15 protein-coding genes are annotated in these 14,976 nt (G+C 33.0%); 5 read left to right on the top strand and 10 right to left on the bottom strand.

The window, feature by feature from the left end; all coding sequences use genetic code 11:
* Positions 1 to 21: 21 nt before the first annotated feature.
* The 7 genes from P7122_RS10200 to P7122_RS10175 all read right to left on the bottom strand — a co-directional run bounded on the left by P7122_RS10200 (position 22) and on the right by P7122_RS10175 (position 6,919).
* Positions 22 to 1,314, bottom strand: coding sequence for a hypothetical protein (locus tag P7122_RS10200; RefSeq protein WP_278005696.1), 1,293 nt, complete (start codon positions 1,312 to 1,314; stop codon positions 22 to 24).
* Between the two features lie 195 nt (positions 1,315 to 1,509).
* A complete protein-coding gene (locus P7122_RS10195; RefSeq protein ID WP_278005695.1) occupies positions 1,510 to 1,938 on the bottom strand; it encodes a hypothetical protein in 429 nt (142 codons plus the stop codon).
* A 335-nt stretch (positions 1,939 to 2,273) separates the two neighbouring features.
* Entirely contained in the window at positions 2,274 to 2,855 is a 582-nt protein-coding gene (locus P7122_RS10190) for a hypothetical protein (RefSeq protein WP_278005694.1), read from the bottom strand.
* A gap of 241 nt (positions 2,856 to 3,096) precedes the next feature.
* Positions 3,097 to 3,315 carry a CPCC family cysteine-rich protein gene (locus tag P7122_RS15840; protein WP_367575433.1) on the bottom strand — a complete coding sequence of 73 codons (219 nt, stop codon included), beginning with the start codon at positions 3,313 to 3,315 and terminating at the stop codon, positions 3,097 to 3,099.
* A 4-nt stretch (positions 3,316 to 3,319) separates the two neighbouring features.
* The gene (locus P7122_RS10185; RefSeq protein ID WP_278005693.1) at positions 3,320 to 3,763 is read right to left on the bottom strand and encodes a DUF4262 domain-containing protein; all 444 of its coding nucleotides are present in this window, start codon (positions 3,761 to 3,763) and stop codon (positions 3,320 to 3,322) included.
* A 171-nt stretch (positions 3,764 to 3,934) separates the two neighbouring features.
* Positions 3,935 to 6,079, bottom strand: a complete 2,145-nt coding sequence (locus P7122_RS10180; protein WP_278005692.1) for a M3 family metallopeptidase — start codon at positions 6,077 to 6,079, stop codon at positions 3,935 to 3,937.
* 132 nt (positions 6,080 to 6,211) lie between these two features.
* Positions 6,212 to 6,919 (bottom strand): peptidylprolyl isomerase, encoded by a 708-nt coding sequence (locus P7122_RS10175; protein ID WP_278005691.1) that lies wholly within the window; start codon positions 6,917 to 6,919, stop codon positions 6,212 to 6,214.
* 2 nt (positions 6,920 to 6,921) lie between these two features.
* Here P7122_RS10175 and P7122_RS10170 point away from each other — a divergent pair, with 2 nt between their 5' ends.
* A complete protein-coding gene (locus P7122_RS10170) occupies positions 6,922 to 7,563 on the top strand; it encodes an NUDIX hydrolase (RefSeq protein WP_278005690.1) in 642 nt (213 codons plus the stop codon).
* Between the two features lie 48 nt (positions 7,564 to 7,611).
* Positions 7,612 to 8,409: a lysophospholipid acyltransferase family protein gene (locus P7122_RS10165; protein ID WP_278005689.1), complete on the top strand. Its 798-nt coding sequence runs from the start codon at positions 7,612 to 7,614 to the stop codon at positions 8,407 to 8,409.
* 83 nt (positions 8,410 to 8,492) lie between these two features.
* On the opposite strand, the gene P7122_RS10160 is transcribed toward P7122_RS10165, so the two are convergent.
* Together P7122_RS10160 and P7122_RS10155 are read right to left on the bottom strand one after the other, a co-directional pair.
* A complete protein-coding gene (locus P7122_RS10160) occupies positions 8,493 to 9,125 on the bottom strand; it encodes a DUF8845 family protein (RefSeq protein WP_278005688.1) in 633 nt (210 codons plus the stop codon).
* 4 nt (positions 9,126 to 9,129) lie between these two features.
* On the bottom strand, positions 9,130 to 9,624 hold the full coding sequence (locus P7122_RS10155) for an RNA polymerase sigma factor (RefSeq protein WP_278005687.1): 495 nt from the start codon (positions 9,622 to 9,624) through the stop codon (positions 9,130 to 9,132).
* Between the two features lie 137 nt (positions 9,625 to 9,761).
* Between P7122_RS10155 and P7122_RS10150 the strand changes: the two genes are divergently transcribed.
* Entirely contained in the window at positions 9,762 to 11,033 is a 1,272-nt protein-coding gene (locus P7122_RS10150) for an NAD(P)/FAD-dependent oxidoreductase (RefSeq protein ID WP_278005686.1), read from the top strand.
* A gap of 87 nt (positions 11,034 to 11,120) precedes the next feature.
* Here the strand turns inward: P7122_RS10150 and P7122_RS10145 are convergent, their stop codons facing one another.
* A complete protein-coding gene (locus P7122_RS10145) occupies positions 11,121 to 11,801 on the bottom strand; it encodes a lysoplasmalogenase (protein WP_278005685.1) in 681 nt (226 codons plus the stop codon).
* Positions 11,802 to 11,932: 131 nt separating this feature from the next.
* On the opposite strand from P7122_RS10145, the gene P7122_RS10140 reads away from it, so the two are divergent.
* Both P7122_RS10140 and P7122_RS10135 read left to right on the top strand, forming a co-directional pair.
* The gene (locus tag P7122_RS10140; protein WP_278005684.1) at positions 11,933 to 14,083 is read left to right on the top strand and encodes a TonB-dependent receptor; all 2,151 of its coding nucleotides are present in this window, start codon (positions 11,933 to 11,935) and stop codon (positions 14,081 to 14,083) included.
* A gap of 93 nt (positions 14,084 to 14,176) precedes the next feature.
* Complete coding sequence (locus tag P7122_RS10135; protein ID WP_278005683.1) at positions 14,177 to 14,905, top strand: energy transducer TonB; 729 nt, start codon at positions 14,177 to 14,179, stop codon at positions 14,903 to 14,905.
* Positions 14,906 to 14,976: the final 71 nt, after the last annotated feature.

Below are 14,976 nucleotides of genomic sequence, written 5' to 3'. Positions count from 1 at the left end.
CATTGTTATGCATTTGTTTTTTTAATGTCTATTATCACAAAGTATTTCTATAGAAGGCTCTTTTTCAGTTATAAAGTTAATAGATTCGCATCCAAATGAAAAATATTGGAATCCAAAAACGATAGATGGCTTATTTTTAAATAATTTCCCAGTCCATTGAGATTGATGATTTTTTTCATTCTTATCGCTATCAGTAATTATTTCAGTAGGAGATGTTCCCTCACTGTAACAATACAGTTTATTGAATACTTCTGAATTTGACTCTTTATCTATGATTACTAAATGATTACATAAATTGCTTTTTGAAGCTTTTTGCAAAAAATAGTTGTATTCTTTTGTCTCGAATTTATAGGAAACTCGGTAATCATCATTTTCATTTTGCTCATTAATAACTGGAAATTGATTGTTTTCTGTTTTTTTCCAGATTATAGGTTGTAGTTTGCCTATTTCAAATGGATTTTCTTTTCCAATAAATGTTAAATTATCTGACCAATCCGATTCATTTATTTTTTTACCTAAATCAAATCCAAATTCATAATCAGTCTCAATATTACCATAATCCTCAAAAGAACCATAAATGTTATAACAGGCAATAGCAGGCAAGTCTTTAATATGAAAAGCTTTTATTTTATCTTGTGTTATTGAATAAATAAATACTTTATCGGATTCTGAGATATTTAAGAATTTCAATAATTTATTTCTCTGATTTTTATTAAGTCTTATAGTATCTTTTTTTAAGTCTTCGTCTTTAAGTATTGAATTTCCATTTCTATCTTCACTCTCATTATAAGCATTTTCAAAATAGGTTTCGGATACGTTTAAAAAAGCGGTTCTTACATTTCCGTTCTGCTCTTTGTAATAAGAAGATGTATAATATATTTTTATGTCAGATTCAATAAAGTTATTGGATAGAAACCCATTGAAAACATAAACGGTATCTATTTCTTTGTCTTCAAGCACCCAGTTTTGAACGCCAACCCATTCACCAACAATTAATTTTCCTCCATCATTTATTGTATCAGAAACTTTGGTGTGTTCTACTAATCTTAATGATGTATTCAGTGGAAATTTACCCAAGATTTTTCCATTAGGTTTATCTCTGTAATTTAAACCTGATTTTGCAATGACATATTTATGCTCGTAGTGTTTGGGTACTTCTTTTTTCTCTATAACTGAATCTTTAGTTTGTACAACTGATATTTTTTGTTCCGTTTGCTTTTCAGTTCCCGTTGTTTGTGATTCACTTTTTTTCTCCTTACAGCTATAAGTCAAAAGCAGTAGTGATATAAGAATTAGCTGTAAAGTACTTTTCATTTTTAGTTTTGGGTTTTATTAAGTGAGGTACAACGATTTTGTGTACGGCTTGGTTGCGGAAAATTTTTGCCGCAAACGAAAGATAATAAATTGCAATGAAACGAGAGCAGAGAACTAGTGTAAGTAAAATCTCTGAGGATTTTCAGAAGTAGGTGGTAACAAGCAATTGCTTTTAATCATTTTAGCACCAGTTTTTTATTCAAATTTATTGTGGTTTTTAGTCCAATATTTTTCGATGAACTCCCATTTTCCATCCCAATATCCTTCTTCTCTGGGTGTAAATTTAATCTGCTCTAATTTCTGACCATTTACTTTGTTTATGTAAATGCCATTCTCATTGTCAATTCCACAACCTATACCTTTTATATTGCCAAAATGAATGGCTTTATTATCAATTATTTTAAACAAATCGCTATCCCAATTATTATCAGCGCATCCACTTCTATGGTACGAATAATAAAAATCTGTTCCTTTTATCTTAATTGCGGAGGGGAAATTTGTGAAGTCAACAATTCTTTCAAAATCATTCTTTTCTGGATTAAAAATCAAAAGTTCTTTGATTCCAGGAACATTAGTAAAGTAGTCTAATAAGATGTCTGAAAAGCCATCTCCATTAAAATCCAAAAATTCAAATTCTGCTGGATTATCTTCATGTTCATAAACAAGTGTTTTGTCGGAATTTATAATTGTGAAATTTCCAGGCCTTTTTATACAAGCTTTAAATTCAATTCCATTTATTGATTTTTTTTTTGCAGTTTAAATAAAATTTATCTTCTTGAGTTTCCTCTGCTTGTTCAATCACTGATTTTTCCAATTTCCCTTTTTGTTCATTACATGAACTAATAAAAATTAGAACTAAAAATATTGATATGCTGATTGTGTTTTTCACAATGTTGGAGAACGGTTTTTTGTATGGCTCGTTGCGGGAAATTCGCGAGGATTCTTTCCGGCGCAATGAATTATAGCCGTTGTTGTGCGTTCGTTTTTTTAATTCTATTTAATAATAATTCAGTTTCAGAAACTTTCGAGTATTCGAAATCTATCTCATTCCAAAACTTAATAAAATAATCTACTGCTGAATTCGTGCACAAATCAATGAAAACCTGATTAACATAATCAACATTTAAATTTTTTGGATAGGACAACGAGTATTTAAAATCTCCAAAGTCTTTTTTATAGTTCTCAGTCAAATAAAAAATATCTTCTTCATTCACATAATTTCTTCTAAGAATGTTAGATTTAATCTTATTGTTATCTGGAATTTCATTATTGCTATTCAAGTCAATATTTTCAAAAAGATATTTGTAATATTCTTCACTAAGCATATCACCACTTCCAAGTAGTTTATATTCGTGAGTAGCTTTATTGTAAGCTATTGGTCCAACACCTATTCTTGACCCTCTTTCATCATCCCATTCATAATCTTTATGTTTCCAAGTAATGAATATGTATTTACTTGAGTCAGAAGTGTTATGAATTTCATATTCAGAACCAATAGTTGAATTGATTAATGTTTGAACTTTATCTTTATCTATAATCATTTATAAGGTTCTTTTTCGTTTGTGCCTAACGGTTTTGGCTATGATTTCGTTGCGGAAAAATCCGCAGGATTCTTTCCGCTGTAGCCGAAAGATTGCAAAATTGCGGTGAATTCCGATAGGGAATTCAACCGCAATGAATTATAGCCGTTGTTGTATGCAGTTTTTATTTTAGATTTCTTTTTATTAATTCAAAATTCTTCCGTTTATCTTCAGAGATTACATTTTTAACCATTTTTATATCTCAGGCTCCATATTTTACAAAATTTTCTCTTCCTTCTCTTAAAGTTATATGGTTTGGTCCAGAATGAATATCAAGTTCATTAACGTCAATTCCGTCATCTTCCCAAAAGCATACTGGACAAATTAAATAACTTCCTCTTTCTGGTAAAGTTACGTAATCACAGCAAGGACATTGAAATTTCGCTTTCGAACTCTTTGGTTTATACCATTTCCATTTCATTTCTCTAATCTCCTAATATTTTTTGGTCATAGTCATATTCCTCTTCATTTGGGAAAAATCCATTCAAGTCAGGAAAAATTAACTGTAAATATTTGAATTCCGAATTCTTATAAAACTTAAATGAACTCAACGTGTATTCAGTCAGCTTATCATTTTCTACCTCAATAAAGTAAACAGGAAACCGGTCAATTAAATCGTCAATTTTTTTATTCAGCGGTATTTCTTTGAATTTAAATCTTCCCGCATAATTAGTAATCAACGTATTTGTCAGTCCATTCGGAAGTCCAGAAATGAAAAGTTCAGGAATTCCAAAGTTTTTATAGATTCCAGTTGAGTATCCAAAAGGTGTAAATCCAATTTCTTCCATTACGTAGGTATTATGAAATCCATATTTTTCAATGTTGTCATAAACCATTTTAAAATACTTTTCCCTTTTTTCGTCACTCATTTTTCGGTTTTTCTCAAATTGCATACAACAATTGGATATAAGTATTAACTATATTCAACTTATACGTTTATAACGAACAATTTAAAAAAATAATAGTACTTCTTCTCAATAACCATAAATAAAAAAGCCATCACAATTTGCGATGACTTTTAAATCTATATTTAAAACATCTTAATTCTTAGGAACAGGAAAGCCTCTATCGCGCATTAAGGCTTCAATCTTAGCGTCACGTCCTCTAAATAGTCGGTATGCTTCTGCAGGATCCATAGCGTTGCGTGGTGCAAATAAGTATTTTACTAATTTGTCAGCAACAGCTTTGTCGTAAAACCCATCTGGAGCTTCTTTAAACGCTTCAGAGGCATCACTCGTCAACACATCTGCCCACATATAACCATAGTATGCTGTGGCATAGCCTTCGCCAGAAAATACGTGTCCAAAATGTGGTGTTCTATGACGCATTGGCAATTCTTTTGGCATACCTAACTCGTCTAAGGTTTCGCGCTCAAATTGGTCTATATCTATATTGGTTGGGTCTGCTAAGTGTAATTTCATATCAATTAAAGCAGAAGCTAAATATTCTGTTGTACCAAAGCCTTGATTAAAGGTTGCTGCTTTTTTAATTTTTTCAACCAATTCAGCTGGAATCGGTTTTCCTGTTTCGTGGTGTACCAAAAACTGATTGATAACTTTATCTGTAGATAACCAACGCTCTAACAATTGCGATTGAAACTCTGTATAATCTCTAACACCTCCTTGCAATGTTGGATACTTTACATCTGCCGCAAAGAAGTGTAACGCGTGCCCAAATTCATGGAAAAATGTTGTGGCATCATCCCAAGACACTAAAACCGCTTCGCCAGGTGCTGGCTTTACAAAGTTAGAGTTGTTAGATGCTAATACATTGGTTTGCCCTTCAAAAGTAGTAGAGCTTCTGTAAGTTGTAGCCCAAGCTCCAGAACGCTTGCCTTCGCGAGCATAAGGATCTAGGTACCAAAGCCCAATGTGTTTGCCAGAGTCTTTGTCTGTAACTTCCCAAACCTTTACATCCTCATGAAACACAGGAACTGAGCCTTCTTTAACTGGTGTGAATTTATAATTGAAAATTTCTCCAGCCACAAAGAACATAGCTTCGGTTAATTTGTCTAACTGAAGGTATTGTTTTACTTCATCGCTATCTAAATCGTATTTCTTTTTACGAACTTTTTCGGCATAGTAGCGGTAATCCCAAGGTTCTATCGTTATGTTATCGCCAAGCTCGTTGGCTACAGCTTGCATATCTGCAACTTCTTCTTTTACTCTAGCTGTAGAAGCAGACCAAACTTTTAGCATTAAATCCATAGCGTTTTCAGGATTTTTTGCCATTCGGTCTTGTAATCTCCATTCAGCATAATTATCGTAACCTAAAAGACCTACACGCTCTTTACGCAGTTTTAAAATTTCGGCAATAATTTGGTTGTTATCATACTCATCTCCATTATCTCCTCTAGAGTAGTAGTTTTCCCAAACTTGTTTACGCAATTCGCGCTCCGTAGAGTAGGTAAGGAAAGGATCCATAGAAGAGCGTGTGTTGGTAATAGCATACATGCCTTCTTTGCCTTTGTCTGCAGCTATTTTTGCAGCCGATTTTTTAAAACCATCAGATAAACCACCAAGTTGATCTTTGGTTAAATACGTAACATAGTTTTCTTCATCATGCAGTACATTGTTAGAAAACTTAGTGTATAATGTTGAAAGTTCTTTGTTGATTTCGGCATAGCGCTTTTTCTTTTCTGCATCAAGGTTGGCACCATTCATTTCAAACTGCTTGTATGTTAAATCTACAACACGCTGTTCTTGTGGTTCTAGAGGACTTTTTTGTGAAGCTTCATAAACAGCTTTTATACGTTGAAATAATTTTTCATTCTGAGAAATCTTAGAACGAAATTCTGAAAGTTTTGGAGCTAATTCTGCCTGAACTTCTCTAAATTCTGGTGAAGACATATTACTAGATAAAATGCCATAATAGGTAAACACACGATCTAAGGCTTTGCCAGCACTTTCCATGGCAACAATGGTGTTTTTAAAAGTTGGAGCTTCATCATTATTAGCAATAGCATCAATTTCTTGTAATTGCAGTTCCATACCTTTTTCAACAGCTTCTTTTACGTCAGCTACATTCATTTTGTCAAAAGCAGGAACACCTTGGTAAGGGCCTGTCCACTCCTGTAACAGAATATTCTCGGTCATTGATTTGTCTTCGGTTTTTTGTTCTTCTTTGCAGCTTGCAAATAAGATAATGCTACCTAAAACAGTAGCTTTGATTGTTTTAGAAATCATAATAATAGTTAGTTAAATTAATCGTGTATTGAGATTCTGAAACCACACTTCGACTTAGCTTAATGCAAGGTTTAGAATGAACACGATTTTATAGTTTACAAGATATTAATTTTAGTGCAGTAGAATTCTTAATTATTCTATAATTTCTACCTTTCTTATGTAAACATTATCTACAGGCCAGTCACCATCATCGGTCTCTACAGCATTGATTTTATCTACGATATCCATGCCTTTTATCACTTCGCCAAAAACGGTATAGTCACCATCGAGATGTTTGGCTTTTTCTCTGTTTACCACAATAAAAAACTGAAATGGCGAGGCAAGTTTGTAAGCATTTTCAATTTCGCTACTTGGCATTGAGATAGAACCGCGTTGATGCGTATAGCCACGTTTGGTGTCTGGTGGTAAAAGATATTTTCCGATTTTGCGTCGCTTTTTATAAAGGTCTAAGCCATCACTGCTTCCTCCTTGAATTATAAAATCTTTTACAACTCTGTAAAATTGTGTGCCATCAAAGTATTTGCGTTTGGTAAGATAAATGAAGTTAGCACGATGAAACTTGGTTTTGTCGTACAGCTGTATCACTATATCTCCAAAATCTGTTGTAAGTTTTACTTTGTCTTCTTTGTGCTCTTTGTCATATTCTAAAAAGAACTCCATGGCATTATCATCACTAAGAACAGGGAATTTTGATGTTTTTTTAGCTTTCTTTTTTTGAGTTGGCTTCTCTATTGTAGTAATGCTATCTTTTGCAGTAGTAGTGTTAGAGTTTTTTGAAGTTTGCTTATCTTCACAGTTCCATAAAAAAAGAACGATAATAAACATTAATTGAAATCTCATAAATGCGCTTTAATACGTTTTCTGAATCTGTAGTAAAAATAAAACATCTAGAGCTTTTTGGCGAACAATCGCATGCCAAAATGTCTCCACCTTACCGATTAGAGTTGGCAGAACGCATGAAAGAAAAAGCTAAAACAGCTAAGACTGCAGGTGTTATGGCGTTGTTTTATCCAGATCAAAAAGAGGAAACACATTTGGTGTTAATTCTTAGAAAGACATACAAAGGAGTGCATTCTAACCAAGTTGGATTTCCTGGAGGTAAGTTTGAAGAGTCTGATGATAGCTTAATGTTTACAGCTTTAAGAGAAACAGAAGAAGAGGTTGGTGTACCTATGGATAAGGTGAATGTAATTAAGACCATTTCGCCTTTGTACATTCCGCCAAGTAATTTTATGGTACATCCATATTTGGGCTTAATGAATACGACTCCACAGTTTATAAAACAAGATGAAGAGGTTGAGGATATTTTAGAAATACAATTGCAGGATTTTTTGAATGAACGCAATGTCATTACCACAAATGTGCATACGTCTTTAAATGTTAAAGTTGAGGTACCAGCCTTTAAATTAAACGGTCATATTGTTTGGGGAGCAACGGCAATGATGCTAGGCGAAATCAAAGACTTGTTAAAACAAGTTTTATAAGTTGTCATATTTGTTACTTTTGTCATTCACAAAAATTGAAATTTTATAATGGGATTATTCAAAAAAAATCCTTTCGGACATATACTCTGGGTAAAAAAATGGTTAATCAGAATCTTAGGCCTTTTAACGCATAGACGTTTTAGAGGTTTTAACGAACTACAGATTGAAGGTTCTGAAATCATAAAAAACTTACCAGATACCAATGTATTATTTATATCTAATCACCAAACATACTTTGCAGATGTTATAGCAATGTTTCATGTGTTTAATGCCAGTCTTAGCGGACGATTAGACAATATTAAAAATGTTGGTTATTTATGGAATCCTAAGCTAAATATGTATTATGTAGCAGCCAAGGAAACCATGAAATCTGGTTTAATACCTAAAATTTTTGCTTACACAGGTTCTATTAGTATAGAGCGTACATGGCGTTCGCAAGGAAAGGACGTTAATCGTCAGGTAAAAATGAGTGATATTACAGCTATAAAACGCGCTCTAGATGATGGTTGGGTAGTTACGTTTCCGCAAGGTACGACAACGCCTTTTAAGCCAATTAGAAAAGGTACAGCTCATATCATAAAAACGTATAAGCCTATAGTAGTTCCTATTGTTATTGATGGTTTTAGACGTTCTTTTGATAAAAAAGGATTACGTGTTAAAAAGAAAAATATCTATCAAACTTTTGAAGTAAAAGAACCTCTGAAAATAGATTATGAGAATGAATCTATAGCAGACATTGTTGAAAAGATAGAATATGCCATTGAGCAACACCCTTCGTTTTTAAAGGTTATTCCACAAAAAGAATTAGAAGAGCAAGAGCGTTTAAATAAACTGCGTGACTGGTAGGTTTAGTAGACAGTAGACGGAAATGCTAGTTTGATCACATATGTCTAAAAGTCTAATGAATCTAAAACTCTAATAATCTAAGTTTAAACTTCTAGTTTTTTAAGCTCGCTGTAATTGCTGTTTAGGCGTTTTAGGAGTATACCATATAAGAGTTTGTAAAATAGCCAGATAATACCTAAGAATATTGCTGTTACTAAAATTGTTACAGCAACTAGAATCGTCATTTGGGTAGTATCAAAAGCAGCAACCTGATCGTGAAATTCTGAGTTTTGATTAAATTCAAAATAAAGCGAAAGCGGAATGGAAATAAAAATCATAACAAGGTTGTAGAGCACATAGTACTTAATCACTTTTCTTGTTTTTAGAATGCTTTCCATTAGTTTTTTAGCATTATCAGTAGAAGAGATAGACTTATGAGATTTGTAAAGCAGATACACAAATAATGCAACTACAACAAAGCCTAGAATTGTTAATCCTGTAAAAATTGGATTTTCGTAGCTTGTTTTTAATCGTTCTCTCAGGCTATCTGAAAAGAAATAAGGAACATAACTAATAAGTACCCAAAACACAAGCTCGGCAACACTGATGTAAAATAAGGTTTTTACAATAGACGATGATTTTTTATGCAACATTGGGTATATATCAGAATCTGAATAATTCTTAAATGTTTCAGTTCCCTTCTTCCAGTCCTTCTTTAATAATTCTAATTCATCCATATGCTTACGGATTTAAAATTGTTTTTAATTTCTTTTTTACACGGTTCATTTTTACACGTGCATTTACTTCAGTTATACCTAGGGTTTCACTTATCTCTCTGTAATCCTTATCTTCTAGGTATAGAAATACTAACGCTTTTTCAATGTCATTTAACTGTTGTACGGCTTGGTACATAAGCTTCAACTGTTGTTCTTCGGTGTCGTCGTATTCTTCAGCTTTTATTTTAAATTGAACACTATCAAACTCTTGGGTGTTAATGCGTCGTTTCGATTTTCTATACAGTGTAATGGCTGTATTTAATCCTACACGATACATCCATGTACTAAATTTAGAATCACCTCTAAACTTAGGATAGGCTTTCCACAGTTGTATGGTTATTTCCTGAAACAAATCGTTGTGCGCATCGGCATTGTTGGTATACAAACGGCATACCTTATGCACAATGTTTTGATGCTTTTGCAACTGCTCTACAAAACTATGTTCTAGTTCTTTGTTCAATTAATTTCTTTGGTTAGTTACACTATTAGTAGTTGTAATGTTAATATTGTTACAAAATTGAAAGACATTTCTTTAATCAACCTGTTTTAGGGTTCTTAATTCGTATTTTTGTAAGTATAATTTCCAATTACATTTTTATGAATATTCCTCAGTCCAATCTACCAAGAGTTGTCATTATTGGTGGTGGTTTTGCTGGTATAAATTTAGCAAAAACAATAGCGAATAAAAATCTTCAAGTTGTATTAATAGACAAGCACAACTATCACACATTTCAACCACTTTTATATCAGGTGTCTAGTTCTGGTTTAGAGCCAGATTCTATAGCTTATCCACTGAGGAAAATTATAAAAAAGCATAAAACTTCATTTTTTAGATTGGCAGAAGTCAATGAAATACAACCAGAACAAAAAAATATTAAAACCAGCATTGGAGATTTAACCTACGATTACTTAGTGTTGGCAACAGGAACAAAAACTAATTTTTTTGGCAATAAAGAGGTTGAAAACAACAGTATGCCAATGAAAAGTGTGCCGCAAGCATTAAATATTAGAAGTCTTATTCTTCAAAATTTTGAAAAAGCAGCAATTGCCAATACAAAAGAAGAACGCGAAGCCTATCTTAACTTTGTTATTGTAGGTGGTGGACCAACTGGAGTAGAATTAGCAGGTGCTATTGCAGAATTAAAGAATAATATTTTGCCAAGAGATTATCATGATCTTAATCCTACAGATATGCACATTCACTTATTAGAAGGCTCTCCAAGAGTATTGCCTCCAATGAGTGAGCATGCTTCAAAAAAGGCAGAGAAATTTTTAAAGGCTTTGGGAGTTAAGGTGCATTGTAATACGCTTGTTACAGGCTATAATGGTCTGGATGTTACTACAAATTCAGATTTAAAAATGCAGTCCGAAACTTTAATCTGGGCAGCTGGAGTTACAGGCGCACCAGTAGGCGGACTAAATGCTTCTGCTTTGGTAGATCGTGCTAACAGATACAAGGTGAACGAATTTAATCAAGTTGAAGGTTACGATAATATTTTTGCCATTGGAGATATTGCGCTAATGACTTCAGAAGATTATCCTAAAGGTCACCCACAAGTGGCACAACCAGCCATACAACAAGGAAAACTTTTGGGTAAAAATTTATTGAAATTAGCGCAAAAGCAACCAATGAAACCTTTTAAGTATTTTGATAAAGGTTCTATGGCTACTATTGGTCGTAATAAAGCTGTAGTAGATTTAAAACCTTATAAGTTTGGTGGCTTTTTTGCCTGGTTTATTTGGATGTTTGTGCACCTTATGTCTTTAGTAGGTTTTAGAAACAGAGTGATTGTGTTCTTTAACTGGACATACAATTACATTAATTTTGATAAAGCAGCACGACTAATCATTAGACCATATAAGAAGTGATTTTTTGTGATTGAACCGTAGATTAGGGTTATCATGCTGAATTTATTTTAGCATCTGAAACGAGTTTAGATTGATAAAGTTTTAATTTTAGTTAGTTTTTTTCAACTTCAAAATTCCTATAACAATTAAAAACTGCGCCAAGGCATAAGTTAGCATAATACTTATGTTAGAGAAGGGTAGTGGCTCATAGAATTTGTTTAAGGCTAAAATACTATCAGAAATCATAAAGAAAATAGCGCCAGAAAACACCAGATTGTAGCTGAGGTTGTTTACCATGTCTTTTCTTAAAAATGCTGTGGTTGCCATGCTCAAAATTACAATCATATAGACAATTACAGGAATAAGCATAGCTCCTAAACCGTCTTTTAGTAAATAGAATAATCCTGAAGCATATATTAATAAAAACACTATAAAGCCAATAAAGGGTTTTTGCTTGTTTCTATGTTTTAAAAACGCAAGAATGTACATGATATGTGCAGTTAAAAAAGCAACGAGCCCAATGGTAAAAAAGTGTGGTGATTGCTCTACAAACATTAATAATATATCGCCTAATAACGAAAACACTAAAGCCAAAAGCGTAATCCGTTTTATAGATTTTGAAACGCCTTCAGAAGTTTTAATAAACAAAAAGATTAAGCTAATAACAATTGCAGGCTTGGCTATATAATGTGCCATTTTTAAGGTTTCTGTGCTTCCTGTTATAATTTCAAAAAGTACAATTACAAAGAATAAAACGCTGAACTGTTTTTCGGTGTTGGTTAGTTTCATAATCTGAAATTAATTAAAAATTTTCAATTCGTCCATCAAAAATTACAACTCAGTAACATAGAATTTAGTAATACATCTTATTGATTGAAGTTTGCCTCATCAAAACAAGAAGAAATCAAATCAATCAAAAAATGAATAAGTTAATTACACTAATAGTTTTATGTCTCATCAACATAAGCTATGCGCAAACTACAATTTCTGGTAAGATACTAGATAACAAAAATCAACCGATAGAAGGAGCCAATGTATATCTCGATGGTACTTATGATGGTGCAACATCAAACGTGGATGGTGAGTTTTCATTTACTACGGAAGAAACAGGAACACAAGCCTTAGTGGTTTCATTTTTATCGTACGAAACAAAAACCATTGTAGACGATGTTTCAAAATTTAAAAATTTAAATATCACTTTAAGAGAAGATGTAGAGTCTCTGGATGCTGTGGTGTTGAGTGCAGGTACGTTTGAAGCTAATGATAACAGTAAAGTGTCTGTGTTAAAGCCACTAGATGTGGTAACTACGGCAAGTGCGCTTGGAGATTTTGTAGGCGCATTACAAACCTTGCCAGGAACCTCTAATGTGGCAGAGGATGGACGTTTGTTTGTGCGTGGTGGTAATGCAGACGAAACCCAAATTTTTATTGATGGTATTAGAGTTTTTACTCCGTATTCGCCAACGGCAAATAACATGCCGACTCGTGGACGCTATTCGCCGTTTTTGTTTGATGGCATTACGTTTTCAACAGGTGGTTATTCTTCAGAATTTGGGCAGGCATTATCTAGTGTTTTATTGTTAAACACGATTGATGAACCAGTTCAGGAAAAAACAGATATTGGATTAATGACCGTTGGAGCTGCTTTAGGAAATACTCAAAAGTGGGAACGTTCTTCGCTTAGTTTCAATGTAAATTATATTAACCTAGCACCTTATTTGGCTGTTTTTAAAGATAGAAACGATTGGCAAACACCTTACCAAGGTGCGCAAGGAGAAACGGTTTATAGATATCGTCTTAACAATGGTATGCTAAAATTTTATGCCGCTTTTGATACTTCTAAATTTCAATTAACACAAGAAGATATCAATTTGGAGGAAGGTTTAGATTTTAAATTGAATAATAACAACTTCTATCTTAATACATCATATAAAGGCATCTTAGAAAACAACTGGACCTTAAGTACAGGATTAAGTTACACGTATGCAAAAAATGATTTGGGTGTAATGACAAGTGATATTGAAAATTCAGAAAACTCTGCTCATGTAAAGTTGAAATTAAAAAAACGATTCAATAGTAGATTTAAGTTGAGTTTTGGTGCAGAGCAGTTTATTACAGACTTTAATGAAGATTTTAAAGAAGAAACAATAGACGTCACTTATGGTTATGACAATAGTATTACAGCAGGTTTTGCAGAAGCAGATTTAATTTTTTCAAAAGACTTAGCTTTAAAAGTAGGATTGCGTGCAGATTACAGTTCTATATTCGGTGATTTAGACGTATCACCAAGAGCTGCCTTAGCTTACAAAACGTCTAAAAACGGACAAATGTCTTTGGCTTATGGTAGTTTTTATCAAAACCCAAACAGTTCAATATTAAAGTTTAATCAAGATTTAAAAGCAGAAAAAACATCACATTACATATTAAACTATCAATATGTTAATGATGGTAAAATCTTTAGAGCAGAAGCTTACAGAAAAGATTATGATAACTTAGTAAAGTTTGATACAGAAATGACATCGTTTGACAGTAACTATAACTCTAATGGAGATGGCTATGCGCAAGGATTAGATGTATTTTGGAGAGATAATACAAGTATTAAAAATCTTGATTATTGGGTAAGCTATTCTTATTTAGATACTGAGCGTAATTACAGAAATTTTGAAACTACAGCACAACCAGGATTTGCGGCCAATCATAACCTGTCTGTTGTTGGTAAATATTGGATAGACAGCTGGAAAAGTCAAGTTGGACTTAGTTATAGTTTTTCGTCAGGGCGACCATATACCAACCCAAATACTAATGCGTTTTTAGGTGAGCGAACAAAGTCTTTTAATAGTTTAAGCTTCAATTGGGCATATTTATTAGATCAACAAAAGATTTTATACTTCTCTGTAAATAATGTTTTAGGTTTTAATAACGTAAACGGTTATCAATATGCTAATACAGCAGATATCAATGGCCAGTTTAATCGTAGAGCCATAAAGCCAGCACAAGATCAGTTCTTTTTTGTAGGTTTCTTTTGGACTTTGAGTGAAGATGGTAGCGATAATCAGTTAGATAATCTGTAAAATGTTAAAATGCTGAGTGCGTTTTAAACATGACAAATGTCATATGTTTTATGCTTTATGATGGGTAACTTTATTTTATAAAATTTAAACGTCATGAAACTAAAGAAAAACCCAAGAGCTAATGTAGGCAGAAACAGTAGTTTGTATTTTGCTGTTGGCTTAAACGTAATGCTACTCCTTACGTATTTAGGATTAGAACATAAGACATACGAGACACCAACAACCAAGGTTGATATCTTAATGCTAACAGAACAATTAGAAGAGGATATACCAATTACAACAATTAATGTTCCTCCGCCACCTCCACCTCCAAAAACAGTGGTTTCTGAAGCTATAACTGTGGTAGAAGATGTAGCAGAAGTAGAAGAAACATTTGTAGAAAGTAGTGAGATAGGGCAAGATGATATTATAGAAGAACGCGTAGCTAGTGTAGATGATGTTGAGGTAGAAGAGGTAGAAGAATATATTGAAGTACCGTTTGCGGTAATAGAAAAAGTGCCTCAGTTTCCTGGTTGCGAAGGTAGTAATGCAGAGTTAAAAGCTTGTTTTCAACAAAAAATGCAAGAGCACCTGCAAAAGCACTTTAGATATCCTGATGCAGCTGCAGAGCTTAATATTCAAGGTAGAGTATTTGTGTATTTCTTAATAGATAAATATGGTAATGTGTCTAAAATACAAACCCGAGGACCAAACAAGCTTTTAGAAACCGAAGCAGAACGTATTATAGGATTATTGCCAAAAATGGAACCAGGTAAACAGCGCAACAAACCAGTAGGTGTTCCTTATAGCATACCTATAAATTTTAAACTACATCAACAATAAATTAAATTCAATTTTATATGGTTTAGATAAATTTTTGATTGATAGCAAAACCCCTTTTATAAGAAGGGGTT

Origin of the sequence: Winogradskyella marincola, assembly GCF_029624125.1 — a bacterium.
Classification (GTDB): domain Bacteria; phylum Bacteroidota; class Bacteroidia; order Flavobacteriales; family Flavobacteriaceae; genus Winogradskyella; species Winogradskyella marincola.
Note: the sequence above shows the minus strand (reverse complement) of the source record. Positions and strands in the feature narration are given on the sequence as shown.